Annotated in this window: 15 protein-coding genes; 11 read left to right on the forward strand and 4 right to left on the reverse strand. The window is 71.1% G+C overall.

All coding sequences use genetic code 11. From position 1 onward, the window contains the following. The first annotated feature begins 3 nt into the window (after positions 1 to 3). Both OG266_RS04020 and OG266_RS04025 read left to right on the forward strand, forming a co-directional pair. Positions 4 to 768 carry an SDR family oxidoreductase gene (locus tag OG266_RS04020; protein WP_371542778.1) on the forward strand — a complete coding sequence of 255 codons (765 nt, stop codon included), beginning with the start codon at positions 4 to 6 and terminating at the stop codon, positions 766 to 768. Between the two features lie 97 nt (positions 769 to 865). Then, a complete protein-coding gene (locus OG266_RS04025) occupies positions 866 to 1,534 on the forward strand; it encodes a PAS domain S-box protein (protein WP_371542781.1) in 669 nt (222 codons plus the stop codon). On the opposite strand, the gene OG266_RS04030 is transcribed toward OG266_RS04025, so the two are convergent. Continuing rightward, positions 1,456 to 2,367 (reverse strand): DUF3626 domain-containing protein, encoded by a 912-nt coding sequence (locus tag OG266_RS04030; protein ID WP_371542784.1) that lies wholly within the window; start codon positions 2,365 to 2,367, stop codon positions 1,456 to 1,458. The two genes, OG266_RS04025 and OG266_RS04030, sit on opposite strands and share 79 nt — an antisense overlap. Positions 2,368 to 2,455: 88 nt before the next feature. Between OG266_RS04030 and OG266_RS04035 the strand changes: the two genes are divergently transcribed. From OG266_RS04035 to OG266_RS04055, 5 genes are all read left to right on the forward strand, one after another. Then, entirely contained in the window at positions 2,456 to 2,950 is a 495-nt protein-coding gene (locus OG266_RS04035) for an FBP domain-containing protein (protein WP_371542786.1), read from the forward strand. A gap of 126 nt (positions 2,951 to 3,076) precedes the next feature. Further along, complete coding sequence (locus OG266_RS04040) at positions 3,077 to 5,017, forward strand: primary-amine oxidase (RefSeq protein WP_371542789.1); 1,941 nt, start codon at positions 3,077 to 3,079, stop codon at positions 5,015 to 5,017. Beyond that, positions 5,010 to 6,428 (forward strand): APC family permease, encoded by a 1,419-nt coding sequence (locus tag OG266_RS04045; protein ID WP_371542792.1) that lies wholly within the window; start codon positions 5,010 to 5,012, stop codon positions 6,426 to 6,428. The genes OG266_RS04040 and OG266_RS04045 overlap by 8 nt, the downstream gene beginning before the upstream one ends. Continuing rightward, the gene (locus tag OG266_RS04050; RefSeq protein WP_371542794.1) at positions 6,421 to 6,885 is read left to right on the forward strand and encodes a hypothetical protein; all 465 of its coding nucleotides are present in this window, start codon (positions 6,421 to 6,423) and stop codon (positions 6,883 to 6,885) included. The genes OG266_RS04045 and OG266_RS04050 overlap by 8 nt, the downstream gene beginning before the upstream one ends. 68 nt (positions 6,886 to 6,953) lie before the next feature. Further along, positions 6,954 to 7,541: a TetR/AcrR family transcriptional regulator gene (locus OG266_RS04055; protein ID WP_371542797.1), complete on the forward strand. Its 588-nt coding sequence runs from the start codon at positions 6,954 to 6,956 to the stop codon at positions 7,539 to 7,541. Here OG266_RS04055 and OG266_RS04060 read toward each other — a convergent pair whose 3' ends face one another. Further along, positions 7,542 to 8,540, reverse strand: a complete 999-nt coding sequence (locus tag OG266_RS04060) for a zinc-binding alcohol dehydrogenase family protein (RefSeq protein ID WP_371542799.1) — start codon at positions 8,538 to 8,540, stop codon at positions 7,542 to 7,544. Positions 8,541 to 8,672: 132 nt separating this feature from the next. Between OG266_RS04060 and OG266_RS04065 the strand changes: the two genes are divergently transcribed. The 4 genes from OG266_RS04065 (at position 8,673) to OG266_RS04080 (ending at position 13,088) form a co-directional block, all read left to right on the forward strand. Next, positions 8,673 to 9,308: an ABATE domain-containing protein gene (locus tag OG266_RS04065; protein WP_371542802.1), complete on the forward strand. Its 636-nt coding sequence runs from the start codon at positions 8,673 to 8,675 to the stop codon at positions 9,306 to 9,308. A gap of 51 nt (positions 9,309 to 9,359) precedes the next feature. After that, positions 9,360 to 10,628, forward strand: a complete 1,269-nt coding sequence (locus OG266_RS04070; RefSeq protein ID WP_266472016.1) for an aromatic acid exporter family protein — start codon at positions 9,360 to 9,362, stop codon at positions 10,626 to 10,628. An 84-nt stretch (positions 10,629 to 10,712) separates the two neighbouring features. Then, positions 10,713 to 11,753, forward strand: coding sequence for a hypothetical protein (locus OG266_RS04075; RefSeq protein WP_371542804.1), 1,041 nt, complete (start codon positions 10,713 to 10,715; stop codon positions 11,751 to 11,753). 114 nt (positions 11,754 to 11,867) lie between these two features. Then, positions 11,868 to 13,088, forward strand: a complete 1,221-nt coding sequence (locus OG266_RS04080) for a lactonase family protein (protein WP_371542807.1) — start codon at positions 11,868 to 11,870, stop codon at positions 13,086 to 13,088. Here OG266_RS04080 and OG266_RS04085 read toward each other — a convergent pair. Further along, entirely contained in the window at positions 13,056 to 13,781 is a 726-nt protein-coding gene (locus tag OG266_RS04085; RefSeq protein ID WP_371542810.1) for a DUF2470 domain-containing protein, read from the reverse strand. The genes OG266_RS04080 and OG266_RS04085 overlap by 33 nt on opposite strands. Positions 13,782 to 13,910: 129 nt before the next feature. After that, a complete protein-coding gene (locus tag OG266_RS04090) occupies positions 13,911 to 14,519 on the reverse strand; it encodes a TetR/AcrR family transcriptional regulator (protein ID WP_266472030.1) in 609 nt (202 codons plus the stop codon). Between the last annotated feature and the right edge of the window lie 71 nt (positions 14,520 to 14,590).

Consider the following 14,590-nt stretch of genomic DNA (forward strand, 5'->3'; position numbering starts at 1 on the left):
GACATGGGTGATCTGATCGGCAGGACGGCTCTCGTGACTGGAGCGTCGCGCGGCATCGGGCAGGCGATCGCGGTCCGGCTGGCAGCGAAGGGCGCCGTGGTCGTCGTGCACTTCGGCACGGACGAGGACGGCGCGAAGACGACGGTCGACGAGATCGAACGCAGTGGTGGAACCGCGCTCGCCGTCGGGGCGGAGCTGGGTGTGGACGACGACGTCGAGACGCTGTTCGCGGGAGTCGAGGCCGGCCTCGCCGGGCGGCCGCTCGACATCCTCGTGAACAACGCGGCGGCCGCGCCCGCCGGTCCGCTCGGAGCCACGACGCGGACGGAGTTCGACCACCTCTTCGCGGTGAACGTGCGGGCGCCGTACTTCATCATCCAGCGGGCATTGCCACTGTTCCGCGACGGTGGCCGCATCATCACGATCTCGTCCGTGGCAACCCGGATGGCCAACCCCACCCAGACGTCCTTCGCCATGACGAAGGGCGCGGTCGAGACGATGAGCATGACCTTGGCCAACGAACTCGGGGTCCGAGGGATCACGGTGAACGCGGTTGCTCCCGGCGCCACCCGGACGGCGACCAACGGATCAGCCTTCGAAGCGCCGGGTCTGGCCGAGTTCATCGCCGGATCGACGGCCCTCGACCGGCTGGGCGGACCCGACGACGTGGCCGAGGTGGTGGCGTTCCTCGCCTCCGACGCGGCGCGCTGGGTCACCGGTCAGGTCGTCGACGCAAGTGGTGGCCTGTTCCTCGGTCCGCGCGCCTGATCACCTCACTGGGGCGAGCCACCCCGATCACCGGCAATGCCACCGGGCCCGTGAACAATGCCGGGAACGCCGATCAACGACCAGAGGCGGACAAGAGGTGGACCTGACGCGGGCGGACGCCGTGGTGTGGCGCAACCGTGCCCTGCTGCTGTTCGACCGGATTCCGATGCCGGTCGCGGTGTGCGACGTGTACGGGGTGATCGTCCTGGCGAATCCGGCGATGGCGACGGAGTGGGGCGAGACGCCGGGCAGACTGCGGGGCCGGAACGTGTTGGACCTGTTCCGCCCGCAGGAGGCGACGCAGGTGGAGCGGATCACGCAGGCGCTGCGGCTGCGGCACCGCTCCCGGTACCCGGTCTCGGTGCGCTGGGACGCGGCCGACGGGGTGCGGCGCCACGGCGAGTTGACCGCTGACCCCGTCAGCGACAGCGCCGAGACATCCACGGCCCTACTGGTCACACTCCGGGTGCTCGGGGAATGCCCCGACCCCGACCCCGGACGCACCGAGCCGTCCGCCCCACCCGCCGGCGCCACCGAGGCGCGCATTCTGGCCCTGCTCGCCGGAGGCGCGACCACGGCCCGGGCCGCGCGGGAGACGGGCCTGACCGTGGACGGCGTCAACTACCACCTACGGCGCCTGTCCGACCGCTGGGGCGCGTCCACCCGTACGGAACTGGTCGCCCGCGCCTACGCGCTGGGCGTACTCACTCCCGGCGTGTGGCCGCCCACGGCCGTTCCCGCCGTACCCGCCGCACCCGCCCCCTGAGGCGCACCGAAGCGTGCGAGGCAGTGCCACACCCTCTTCAGGTCCTGCACCTCGTACCGGCCCGTGCGCGCCGCGTCCCCGATGATCCGTGGGTCGAGGTACCCGAACTCGGCAATCCTGGCCCCGAGTTCGACAAACTCCGGGCCACGGAAATCCGGGTGAAGTCTCAGCTCCTCGACGGAGATCCGGTATCCGGGATGCCACTCGACCGGGCACGGCAGTCGCAGCGCCGCGGTCTCGACCGGCGTTCCGCGGTAGGACTCGTCGAGGACCAGGGCTTCCATGTCCCGCGCCAGTACAACCCTTCCGTGCACCTGCGCCTCGATGTAGTCGTCGAGGGCGTCCCGGTCGTCCGCCTCGGCCTGCTCGATGAGCGACATCCCGGCGGCGACCCCGAACCCGGACGGCTCGGCCGCGCTGTCGGGGTAGCAGAAGGTGGCCCGCCGGAGTGCCTCGCCGGTCAGCCGGAAGTGTGAGGATCCGAACCGGGGTGCGGCGCCGACCAGTTGGCGCCGGAAGTTCAGCCCGCCGTACACGGGGCGTTCGTGCGTGGGCGCCGTGTCGTACGCCGCCCCGAAGATCCGGCTCTCCCAGCGCCAACGGTCGCCGCCGGGGTGGGCGGTCAGGCCGCCGTTGCTCGTGCCCGTGACGAACTGGGAGTGGTACGTGCCGTCCTGGGCCAGCGCCTCGAGGATCGGGAGTCCGCGGACAAGCCGGTCCGGGTGGAGGTTCAGGGTGACTCGGAGCGCGGGATCCAGTGCCGGGCCGGAGGAGTGGGCTGCGACGTGACGCACGGCCCGCTCCTGCGGTGTGCGGCCGTTCCCGAAATGCATTGGAATCTCTCCGGTGGGTCTATGTAGCTTAGCCAACAACCTAGTACCCCTAGGTTTTGAGCCCGCCCGACCCCAGGAGCACTCCCCCATGAGATCACTCACCGAGCAGGACATCCGCAGCTCATTCATCAACTGCTCCAAGGGCGAGGCCAAGCGCCTCCCGACACCTCGCGATCTCGCCGAACGCCCCTGGGACGACCTGGACTTCCTCGGCTGGCGGGATCCCGGGGCGCCCGATCGCAGCTATCTGGTCACCGAGCGGTCCGGCGATGTCGTCGGCGTCACCCTGCGCTTCCCCTCCTCCCAGCGCGGCTTCCTGCACCGCAGCATGTGCTCGCTGTGTCTGACGACCCACCCGGGCAACGCCGTCTCGCTGATGACGGCCCGCAAGACGGGGGCGGCCGGCCGCGAGGGCAATTCGGTCGGCATCTACATGTGCGCCGACCTCGCCTGTTCGCTGTACGTACGCGGCAAGAAGTCCCTCGAATCCGGCAGCCGGTTCGAGGAGAGCCTCACGGTGGAGCAGCAGATCGCCCGGACGGTGGGCAACCTGTCCGCGTTCCTGGAGAGGCTCCGCGTCTGACACCCCCTCGGGCGGACTTGTTAACGGTCGGGAAACCGGTGTGCGGGTCCACGGGAAACATGAGTGCCGCATTTTTTCCTCTACGTACGTAGAAGAAAAACGTCGCGCCCTCACCCTGGAGATTCCATGAGCGCTCCGTCCCATCCGCTCGACCCGCTCACCCCCGCGGAGATCTCCGCCGCGCGCGAGGTCCTCCTCGCGGCGGGCCTCGTGGCGGACACCACACGGTTCGCCTACCTCGGCCTCGATGAACCGGCCAAGCAGGAACTGCCCGGCCGTGTGCCGGACGCCCGGGCCGACCGCCGTGTGCGGGTCCTGTTGCAGGACACGGCCGGCGCGCCCGCCCATGACGTGGTCGTGTCGCTCTCCCGTACGTCGGTGGAGAGCGACCGCATCCTGGACCCGGTCACCGATGGACAACTCCCGGTTCTGGACGAGGAGTTCGGACTGGTCGAGGAGATCCTCGCCGGGGACTTGCGGTGGCTCGCCGCACTCAAGGCCCGGGATCTGGACGTGGCCCGGGTGCGGGTCGCTCCGCTGTCCGCAGGGGTGTACGCGGAGGAGTACCCGCAGGAGTCCGGGCGCCGCATCCTGCGCGGGCTCGCCTTCGTCCAGGAACACGCCAAGGACCACGCCTGGGCCCACCCGGTCGACGGCCTCGTCGCCTATGTGGACGTCATCGGCCGCACCGTCGACCAGGTCATCGACCTCGGCCCCGTCGCCGTCCCCGCCGAATCCGGCAACTTCGACGACCCCGCCGTCACCGGCCCGCTCCGCACCACCCAGAAGCCCCTGGAGATCACCCAGCCCGAGGGCCCCAGCTTCACCCTGGACGGCAGTCTGCTGCGCTGGGAGAACTGGTCGCTGCGGATCGGCTTCGACGCCCGCGAGGGCCTGACCCTCCATCAGATCGCCTTCACCGACCGGGACAAGGGGCAGGAGCGCCCCCTCATCCACCGCGCGTCGATCGCCGAGATGGTCGTCCCGTACGCCGACCCCTCCCCCGTACGGTCCTGGCAGAACTACTTCGACACCGGCGAGTACTTGATCGGCCGCTACGCCAACTCCCTTGAGCTGGGCTGCGACTGCCTCGGCGACATCACGTACATGGACGCCGTCATCGCCGACGAGTCGGGTGCCCCGCAGACCCTGACCAACGCGATCTGCCTGCACGAGGAGGACTACGGCATCCTCTGGAAGCACACCGACCTCTGGGCAGGCTCCGCCGAGACGCGCCGCCAGCGCCGCATGGTGCTCTCCTTCTTCACCACCGTCGGCAACTACGACTACGGCTTCTACTGGTACCTCTACCTCGACGGCACCATCGAGTTCGAGGCCAAGGCCACCGGCGTCGTCTTCACCTCCGCCCACCCCGGCGGCGACCACCCGTACGCCACCGAGATCGCGCCGGGCCTCGGAGCGCCGTACCACCAACACCTGTTCTGCGCGCGCCTGGACATGACACTCGACGGGACCGCGAACCGCGTCGAGGAAGTGGACGCCGCCCGCGTGCCGATCGGTCCCGACAACCCGCGCGGCAACGCCTTCACCACCCGCCGCACCCCGCTGACCAGGGAGAGCGAGGCGCAACGCACCGCGGACGCGTCCGTGGACCGGGTCTGGCACATCTCCAACCCCGACTCGCTCAACCGCCTTGGCCATCCGGTCGGTTACGCCCTGTTGCCCGAGGGCAAGCCCGCCCTCCTCGCCGACCCGGCCTCCTCCATCGCCGCGCGCGCAGCCTTCGCCACCAAGCACCTGTGGGTCACCCGTTACGACCCCGCCGAGCGCTACCCGGCCGGTGACTTCGTCAACCAGCATCCGGGTGGCGCCGGGCTGCCCGCCTACACGGCCGCCGACCGTGACATCGACGGCCAGGACATCGTCCTCTGGCACACCTTCGGCCTCACCCATGCCCCGCGCCCCGAGGACTGGCCGATCATGCCCGTCGACTACACCGGCTTCAAGCTCAAGCCGGTCGGCTTCTTCGACCGCAACCCCACGCTCGACGTGCCGCCCAACGCCTCTGCCCACACCGCCTGTTCCACGGGAAGCTGCCATGACTGAGCAGACACGGCAGGCGCCCGCCGACGCCGCCGACATCGCTCCCCCGTCCGGTCTGCGCGGGTCGGTCGGGGTCGCCGGGATCGTCTTCCTCGTGGTCGCCGCGGCGGCCCCGCTCACCGCGATCGGCGGCGCGCTGCCGGTGATGTTCGCCATCGGCAACGGCCCCGGCGTACCCGCCGCCTATCTGGTCGTCGCGGTCGTCCTGCTGCTGTTCAGCGTCGGCTACGCGGCCATGAGCAGGCACGTCGTGGACACGGGGGCCTTCTACGCGTACGTCACCTCGGGCCTGGGCCGGATCACCGGTTCGGGTGCCGCAAGCCTGGCCCTGCTGACGTACACCGCGATCCAGGCCGGCATCTACGGGCTGGCCGGTGCCACCCTGAACAGCCTGGTCACCGGCTACGGCGGGCCCGATGTGCCCTGGTGGCTCTGGAGCGGGCTGCTCCTGCTGCTCGTCGCGCTGCTCGGTTACCGCAACATCGACGTCGGCACAAAGGTGCTGGCGGTGCTGCTCGTCCTCGAAGTCGGCATCGTCGCCGTGGTCGTGGTGGCGATCCTTGCCCAGGGCGGCGCGGACGGGATCGACGTCACCTCCTTCACCCCGAGCGCCTTCACCTCGGGCTCCCCCGGCATCGGCGTGATGTTCGCCGTGGCCTCCTTCGTCGGCTTCGAGGCGACCGCCATCTACGGCGAGGAGGCCCGCGACCCGAAGCGCAGCGTGCCGCGCGCCACCTATCTCGCGGTCACTCTGATCGGCGTCTTCTACGCCCTCGCCAGCTGGGCGTTCGTGCTGGCCGTCGGCAGCGACAAGGTGCAGGAGGCGGCGGGCAAGGACCCGGCGGGGCTCGTCTTCGCGGTCGCGGACCAGTACGTAGGAGGTGCGGCCTCCGACCTGATGCAGATCCTGCTGGTCACCAGCCTGTTCGCGGCGCTGCTCGCCTTCCACAACGCCATCGCCCGCTATCTGCTCTCACTGGGGCGGCAGAACAGCGCGCCCGCCGTGCTCGGACGCGTCCACGAACGGCACGGGTCGCCGCATGTGGGCTCGCTGGCGCAGAGCGCCTCCGCCGTGGTGCTGGTCGCGGCCTTCGCCGTGGCCGGGGCCGATCCGGTTCTCGAGCTGTTCACGTGGATGAGCGGACTGGCCACGCTCGGGGTGCTGGTCCTGATGATCCTGGTGGGCGTCGCCGTTGCGGCCTACTTCGCCCGTACCGGAGTGGACCGCCGGCTGTGGCACACCAGGGTCGCGCCGGTGCTCGGCACTGTCGGCCTGTTCGCCGTGCTGTGGCTGGTGCTGGACAACTTCACCACGCTGATCGGCGGTTCGGCCTGGCTGGCCCGCGCCTTCGAGGCGCTGGTCGTGCTCGCCTTCGCGGCCGGCGCTGCGTCCGCGGTACACCGTCGTGCGTGAACTGCTGTGGGTGACCGGTCTGGCAGGCGCGGTGCTGTGCCTGGCCGGTCACCTGCCCGGCCCGGTGCGGCGATGGGGACCGCACGCGGTCGCGGCGGCCGCCATGACGGCGGCGGCCCCGGGTGCGGGTTCGCAGGAGCTGCTGCTCGCTTCGGCCGCCACCGCCGCGGCCTGCGCGTGGAGCGCCCTCACCGGGTGCGCGAGGCGAAGCGCCGACCTCGCCGTGATGACCGTACTGACTGCGGCGATGGTGCCTGCCCACCTACATGCCTCAGGTCCTTGGCTGCCCGTGTTCTTCCTGGCGTGCTGGGCCGTCGTCAGGTCCGGGACGGCGCTGTTCCGGCGGGTCTGGCTCAACTCCCCAGCGCGGCAAGGCCATTCGAGCACCCGGACCGTACTGCTCGGCGAGACCGGCGGTCTGCTGATGATCGCGGGTATGGCCGGGATGTTCGGCTGACTTCGAGCTTTGGCTAAGGTCGGTCACGGCGGAGCTCCAGCCCGTAGCGCCCGAGAACGAGGACAGGCATGCCGAAGATCGTCGACCATCAGGAGCGGCGTCGGCAGATCGTCGAAGCGGTGTGGGCCCTGATCGCACGCCGTGGACTGGACGCCGTCACCATGCGGGACCTGGCCGCCGAGGCCGGGTACTCCAACGGCGCGCTCGCCCCCTACTTCCGCAACAAGGACGAGATCCTCCAGGCCGCGTTCACCTACGCGTTCGAGAGCACCAACTCCCGGGCCGAGGAGGCCATCGCGGGCGCGAGCGGCCTGGCGGCACTGCGCGGGCTCTGCCTGGAGATCATGCCGCTGGACGAGGTACGGGTCATGGAGGCCCGCGTGGTCATCGCCTTCTGGGACCGCGCGGTCCACGACGAGCGCATGACCGCGGTGCACGAGCACGCCATGGACCTGTGGCGCGAGCAGATGTACACCTACCTCCGGCAGGCTCGCGCGGCCGGCGAAGTCACCACCACGACCCCCGACGAACGCGTCGTCGACACCCTGCTCGCCACCCTCATGGGTTTCCAGATCAACGCGCTGCTCGCACCGCACACCACCGGCGCCCAGCGCCAGGAAGCCGTCCTCGAAGGGCTCCTGGACTCGCTCCGGTGATCAGCTCTCCGCCACCGCGAGCACGATCTTGCCCCGGTTGTCGCGCTGTTCCAGCCGCTCATGCGCTGCGCGAGCGCCCTCCAGCGGGAACACGGTCTCCACGGGTACGCGGTACGTGCCCGCCGCGACCCGCTCGGCCAGTTCCCGCAGGTCCGCGCGAGGGTCGTAGCCGTGGATCTGCAGGTTGGTGAGCTGGAAGCCGAGGACGGACGCGTTCTTCGGGTAGAAGTCGCGGGTGTCGACGGTGCTCGGCTCCAGCGCGACGTTGGCGAGGGCGACGACCCGCCCGCCGTGTCCGATCTCGCGCAGGCTCCGCCCGAAGGCACGGCCGCCGACGGTGTCCAGGACGACGTCCGCGCCCCGTCCGCCGGTCAGTCGCAGCACCTCGTCGACCTCCGCGTCATCGGGGTGCGCCGAGGTGTCGACGGTGGAGCCGGCGCCGAACTCGGCGGCCCAGGCGGTCTTCTCCGGTGAACCGGCGATCGCGATGACGTGCGCGCCCGCCTCGGCCGCGATCTGTACGGCCGCGCTGCCGACCCCGCTCGCGGCGGCCTTCACCACCACGGTGTCGTCCTTGGTGACCCGGGCCAGCCGGCGCAGGCAGTACCAGGCGGAGAGCCAGGCGACGGGCAGGGTGGCGGCCTCCGTCAGCTCCACGCCGTCCGGCAGAACGGTCACCCGCTCGGCGGGTACGACGGCCAACTCGGCGTAAAAGCCCGGTGAGTCCACGCCGTCCAGGGCCATGACCCGCTGCCCGACGGCGATGCCGGTCACGCCCTCCCCCACCGCGGCGACGGTTCCGGCCGCCTCCACGCCCGGGATAAGCGGCGGGCGACCGGCCCGGTGGTAGACCCCGGCGCGGACGAGGGCGTCCACCCGGTTCACTCCCGCCGCGACGACCCGCACCAGCACCTGGCCGGGCGCTGCGACCGGGTCCGGCATCTCCACCGGCACCAGCACCTCGGGCCCGCCGAACTCGTCGATCCGCACCGCACGCATCTCAGTACCTGCTCTCTCGGGAGGACACACCGGAGCACCGCGGCGACCTCAAAAGCCGAAGCAGTGACACCGGTTGAACTGGTGTCACCTTGCGACACCCCATGAACCGGTGTCAAGGGATAGACTCGGGCCATGCCCCGCGTACCTGCTCCCCCTCCACCGGACGCCACCGACCCGGCGCCGGTGTTCCCCTTCATCGGCGGACGCCCCTGTCTGAACTTCGTGGCCACGCTCGGCAAACGGCACGGCGACACCCCCCTCGAACGGCTCCCCGACCCCGCCGCCCTCGCCCGCTGGATCGGCGAGGCGGGCCTGCACGCCGGGGACGACGACGAGCCGGTGCACATCACCGCCGACGACCTCTCCCACGCCCGCACACTGCGCGAGGCCCTCTACCGGCTCGTACGCGCCTCGATGGACGGTCGGGCTCCGGACCCCGCCGATGTCGCTCAGGTCAACGAAGCGGCGGCCCTCCCCGACCTCGCCCCCCAGCTCGCCGAGCCGCACGGCGGCTCCTTGCCGCCCCTGTACTGGAAGGCCGACCACCCCGGGCCCGCGGCCCTCGCGACCGTGGCCCGGGATGCCGTGCTGCTGGTCGGCGGCCCCCTTCTGGCCAGAGTCAAGAAGTGCGAGAACCCCGACTGCTCCCTGCTGTTCCTGGACGACTCCCAGGCCCGCCGCCGCCGCTGGTGCTCCATGGACCGCTGTGGCAATCTCGCAAAGGTGGCCGGTTACCGGTCCCGCAGCCGGGCCGCCTCCACTCGCTGAAGGTTCACCCCGTTACGTTCGATGCACCTATGGAACGGGAAAGGCCCAAGGGTGCGAGAGGAACGCAGGGAGGACCGTGGTGAGTGGGCGACATCCGTCGCCCAGCTCGTCAAGCGCCGACGGGAACCCGTCGTCGTCCAGGCACTGCGGTCGGCGGCCGCCGCCACGATCGCGTACGTCGTCGCCCTGCACCTCAGCCCCGAGCCCGCACCGCTCACCGCACCCCTGACGGCCCTGCTCGTCGTACAGGTCACTCTGTACGCCACGATCACCACCGGCGTCCGGCGCGTGAACTCCGTGGTGGCCGGGGTCGTCGTCGCCATCATTTTCAGCAGTCTGGTGGGTCTGACCTGGTGGAGTCTGGCCCTGCTGATCGTCGCCTCACTGGCCGTGGGGCATCTCGTACGGGTCAGTGAGTTCGTTCCCGAAGTGGCGATCAGCGCCATGCTGGTCCTCGGCGTCACCAGGGTGGGCGACATCGCGTGGGCCCGGGTGCTGGAAACGCTGATCGGGGCGGTCGTGGGGCTCGCCTGCAATCTCGTGCTGGCGCCTCCGGTGTGGGTCGGCGTGGCCGGGGAGTCCATCGAGGATCTGGCGCGCCGGATGCGGCAGTTGATGCTGCGGATCGGCGAGGAGGCCGCGGGCCGCACCCCCGCCTCGCTGGCGGCCGCACGGCTGCACGAGGCGCGCCGTCTCGACCACGACATCGTCGAGGTGGACGCGGCGCTGCGGCAGGCCGAGGACAGCCTGAAGCTCAATCCGCGCGTGCGCGAGGGGCTGCTGCACCGGGTCGTGCTGCGGACCGGCCTCGACACGCTGGAGATCTGCACGGTCGTCCTGCGCGTGCTCGCGCGCAGCCTCACCGATCTCGCCAAGGAACGTGAACCCGAGCCTCTGTTCGAGCCGCAGGCGGGGGCCGCCCTTGAGCAGCTGCTGTCCGAGGTCGCCGACGCCATCGTCAGTTTCGCCGTCCTGGTGACCACGGATGTGAGCCACAGTGCGGAGTCGGCGGAGGAGCGGCTCGCCGCTGAGCTCACCACCGCGGCCGCCACCCGGGACAAGCTGGCACAGCTGTTCCTCGAAGGGGTCCAGCGCGATGCCAGCCACTGGCAGCTGCACGGTGCGGTGCTGTCCGAGGTCAACCGCATGCTCGACGAGCTCGACACGGAGCACCGCTCCCGACGGCTTCTGGAGGAACTGGACCGCTGTACACGCGAGCAGCGCGAGCGCTGGCCGCGCCTCACGCGCCTGCGCGCAAATGTGCGCAGGCTGCGGATGCCGCGCCGGAACCGACGCCCTGCCTCCCGTCGTTCTATGTGAGGAAGCTGCACGAGGACGCTTCACGGACACGCCTCACAGGCACGCCTCACGAGGACGCTGCACAACGACGAGGGGAGCGGTCGGATGACCGACAGCACCGTGCGGATCGACGGGAACACGCTGCGACTTCCGGGCGAGGTGCGGGTGCGGTTCATCCGGACCCTGCGCCTGCCCGAGACGGGCACGCACGCGCTGCCTCCGGGGCTCGGCGAGTTCCCGGTACGCCGTGTCGAGGACTACGCGGACACGGTGCCCGCCGAATGGCGGGCGCGCGGCGGTGTGATGCTGCCGGTGTATCTGCGCGAGGCGATGTGGCTGAGTTTCGGGGGCACGGCGGAACCGGCCGCGCTACAGGTCGGCGTGGGCAAAGTGTGCGCGGTCTCGGGCAAGCCGTGGAGTTCCCGGCTGAGCCGGAACCCGCAGAACTACGTGGTTCTGCCGCGCCAGCCGTGGCTCGACGGCATCAACTCCGGCAAGGGGACCGTCCGCCAGTTCGTGGCGGTGCCGCTCGGCCTGGGCGCCACCGTCGAGGGCCAGGTCACCGGCGAGGAGGTGTGGGGCGGCGTACAACTGCAGTCGTTCCCGCTGCGCGACGAGGAGCTGGGCGCCTGGCGTGAGGCTCAGCGCCGCATCGCCGCGACGCGCAGGGAGATGACGGTCGGGGGCTATGGCGGCGCGTTCCCGATGGCCGCACAGGCCGCTCCGGCCCCCGCCGCCGCGCCCGGCGGTCGCGCGAGGAGCGCCCCGGCGATGGGTCTGGGCGTCGGCGGCTCGATGCGCCAGGAGGTCTACCGGGACGACCGGCCGCTCAAGGCCTGGTCCGAGGAGCCCGCCGGGCGGGTGTTCGTGCACCTGGTGACGCCTCCGGAATGGCGCCGCATCACCGGCGAGGCGCCCCCGCCGTCCCCCGTGGACCGCGCGGCTTACACCAAGGCGGGGCTCCCGTGGTTCGACTACTACGACCAGGACGCCACGGACCTCGCCCCCACGGACACGCTGGGCTCGGTGCAACCGGTCGGCGACTGGCTCGGCGACGACCACGAGCCCTGGCAGGAGCCCTCTCCCCACCAGGTGAAGCCGCTCGGCGACGCGCCGGGCAAGCCGGTCGAGGACGGTGACTGGTAACCGACGAAAGATCGTTGCACCCTCCGCAACGCCCGTTGCCCTTCTTGCACTTCGCCGGCGTGGCAGGCCAAGGTGGCTGTCACGGCTGAGGCAACCGACACCCGAGGTGCAGGCATGAGCAGTGGGGCAGATGCGGAGCGCGGCTCGGGCGACGGCTGGACCAGACGCCGTTTCGTCGGCACGCTGACGGGGGCCGCAGCGGTGACGACGGTCGCGGCACCGGCCGCTCCCAGGACGGTACCGCCGGCGGACCCCGTCAGAGCGCCGACGACCGGAACCTCCCCGTCGCCCACCGGCCGCTCCAGCACCCGCCCGCTGCTCCTCGGGACGTACACCTCGGTCGAGGGCGGCGGAAAGGGCATCGGCCTGGCCACGTACGACTCGACGACGGGCCAGGTCACCGGTACGGGCGCCGTCATCACCGGCGTCGGCGACCCCTCGTACCTCGCACCGCATCCGGACGGCCGCACGCTGTACGCCGTCGACGAGCGGGAAGAGGGCGGAGTGACGGCCGTACGCCTCGCGGAGAACGCGGTTCTGGGCAGGCGCGGCACCGGTGGCTCGAGCCCGTGCCATGTGTCCGTGCATCCGAGCGGGCGCTGGCTGCTGAGCGCCAACTACGGGTCGGGCAGCGTGGCCGTGCATCCCATCGACAGCTCGGGGGCGCTCGGCGAGCACACCGCCGTCGTCACGCACTCGAGCCCGGCGCCCGGCCCGGGTCAACAGGGGCCGCACGCCCACCAGTTCATCACGAGCCCCGACGGCGGCCATGTGCTGGCCGTCGACCTGGGCACCGACACCGTCTACACCTACCGCCTGGACGAGTCCACGGGCACGCTCACCGAGGACTCCCAGGCGCATACGCGTCCGGGTGCGGGGCCGCGCCATCTCACCTTCCACCCCGGCGGCCGCTTCGCGTATCTCGCCAACGAGGTCGACAACACGGTCGCGGTCTGCGCCTACGACCCGGCCACCGGGCGGCTCACGCCGGGCGATCCGCAGTCCACGGGTACGGGTGGGGGCACGAGTTACCCGGCGCAGATCCTGGTGACCTCGAACGGGTCGTACGCCTATCTCGCCAACCGGGGCCACAACAGCCTGACGCGCTACGCGATCGAGGCGGACGGCGCCCGCCTGAAGCTCCTGGACACAGTGCCGGTCGGCGGTGACTTCCCCCGTCACATCGCCTTCTCCCCTGACGGGAAGCTGCTGTTCGCGGCGAACCAGCGGTCGAGCACGGTCAGCGTCTTCCACGTCGACGTCAGCAGCGGTGAACTCCGGCTCGCGGGCGAGCCGTTCGCCTCACCCGTCGCCGTCTGCGCGGTGCCGCTGTAGCGCGCGGGGGCAGGACGCGGAGCTCGCCTGGCTGAGCAGGACGTGCATCCGCTCGGTGAGCTGCGCGACCGTGTCGGCGGGCTTGTGGAAGGGCAGGCGTACGTCACCGTTGCCGCGCGCCCGCTCGATGCGCAGGGTGAGTCCGTGCCGGTCGACGGCGAGCGGCTGGACGCGCACCGCGCCGTGCAGGCTGTCCGGTTCGACGAGTCGGGTCAGCCGCTCGATGGCGTCCGGGTGGGCGTCGGCGAGGTGGGTGAGCAGCGCGGACTCGGCCGTGGCGAGGGGGTCGGACTCGGCTTCGGCCAGCTCGTCGAGATCGACCACGACCGTCCCCGACGGCTGGCGGAGCACCGCGCGCGTCGGGTGGAAGGCGAGATGTCCGTCCTCGGGGGCGAACCAGCCGGCGAGCCACAGCCGGGCGCGGATCCGGTTCCGTACGGGCACGGGCGCGACATCGGCGAACTCCAGGACGGCGGACGGCTCTCCGCGCGGCGCGCAGATCGCGGCCGTGAGCAGTGAGCTGTCCTCGGGCACGTGCAGGAGAACCCTGCCGTCCGCGGTCACGGTGTGCGCGCCGACGAACTCCTCGCGACCGCCCTCCGCGGTCACCGCGCAGGACCATGCCGCGGCGAGCACCGAGCGCGCTCGCTCCGCCGCGGCAGGCGCGGCCGTCCAGGTGTGACGGTCACCCATCAGACTCCTCCTTAGGTAAGGCTTGCCTAACCTATCGAAGATCCGGGTGTACGCCAACCACACTCGCCATCCTTTGAGAACCCTTTCTCACGCGAACAACGCTTTGACGCGCGGCGACCGAGGCCGGCCTCAGGGCGCGATCGCGCCCAGCAGCGCCCGTGCGCACAGATCGCGCACCTGCTCCCGGGTCAGCTCCGAGCCCCTCAGCCATTCCAGACAGACGGCCGTGGTGAAGGCCAGCCAGCCGCGCACGGCCATTCTCAGCTCGGGCTGCTCCTCGGGCGCCCGGCCGATCTCCGGGTCGGCGGCGAGCGCCGCCAGGATCTGCCGCTCCTGCGCGGCCAGCGCCTGCCGATAGACCTTCCGCACGGCCTGGTCGCCCGCCGCGTCGGCACGGTGGAAAGCGCGGAAGCCGTGCGCGTGCCGCTCGACATAGCCGAGGAAGGTGTCGAGGCCGTCGCCGAGTTGCTCGCGCACCGGGATCCCGGGCACCGCCGCCGTCAACCGCAGCATCCGCCTGCTCTCGCGCTCGACGACGGCCGCGAAGAAGTCCCGTTTGGTCGGGAAGTAGTGGTAGAGCAGCCCGCGGGAGACTCCGGCGATCTCGGCGACCTGCTCGATCCACACCTCGTCGTACGGGCTCTCCGAGAACAGGCACGCACCGACCGAGAGAAGCTGCTCCCGGCGCTCCTCGGTGCTGAGACGACGGCGTACCCGCTCGCCCTGGTTCCCGGCCATGCCAGCACTTTACTTGACGTCGGTTCAACAACGGGACCACACTGAAATCCGCTATTGAACTGGCGTATAAC

The sequence above is a fragment of the Streptomyces sp. NBC_00554 genome, assembly GCF_041431135.1.
GTDB lineage: Bacteria > Actinomycetota > Actinomycetes > Streptomycetales > Streptomycetaceae > Streptomyces.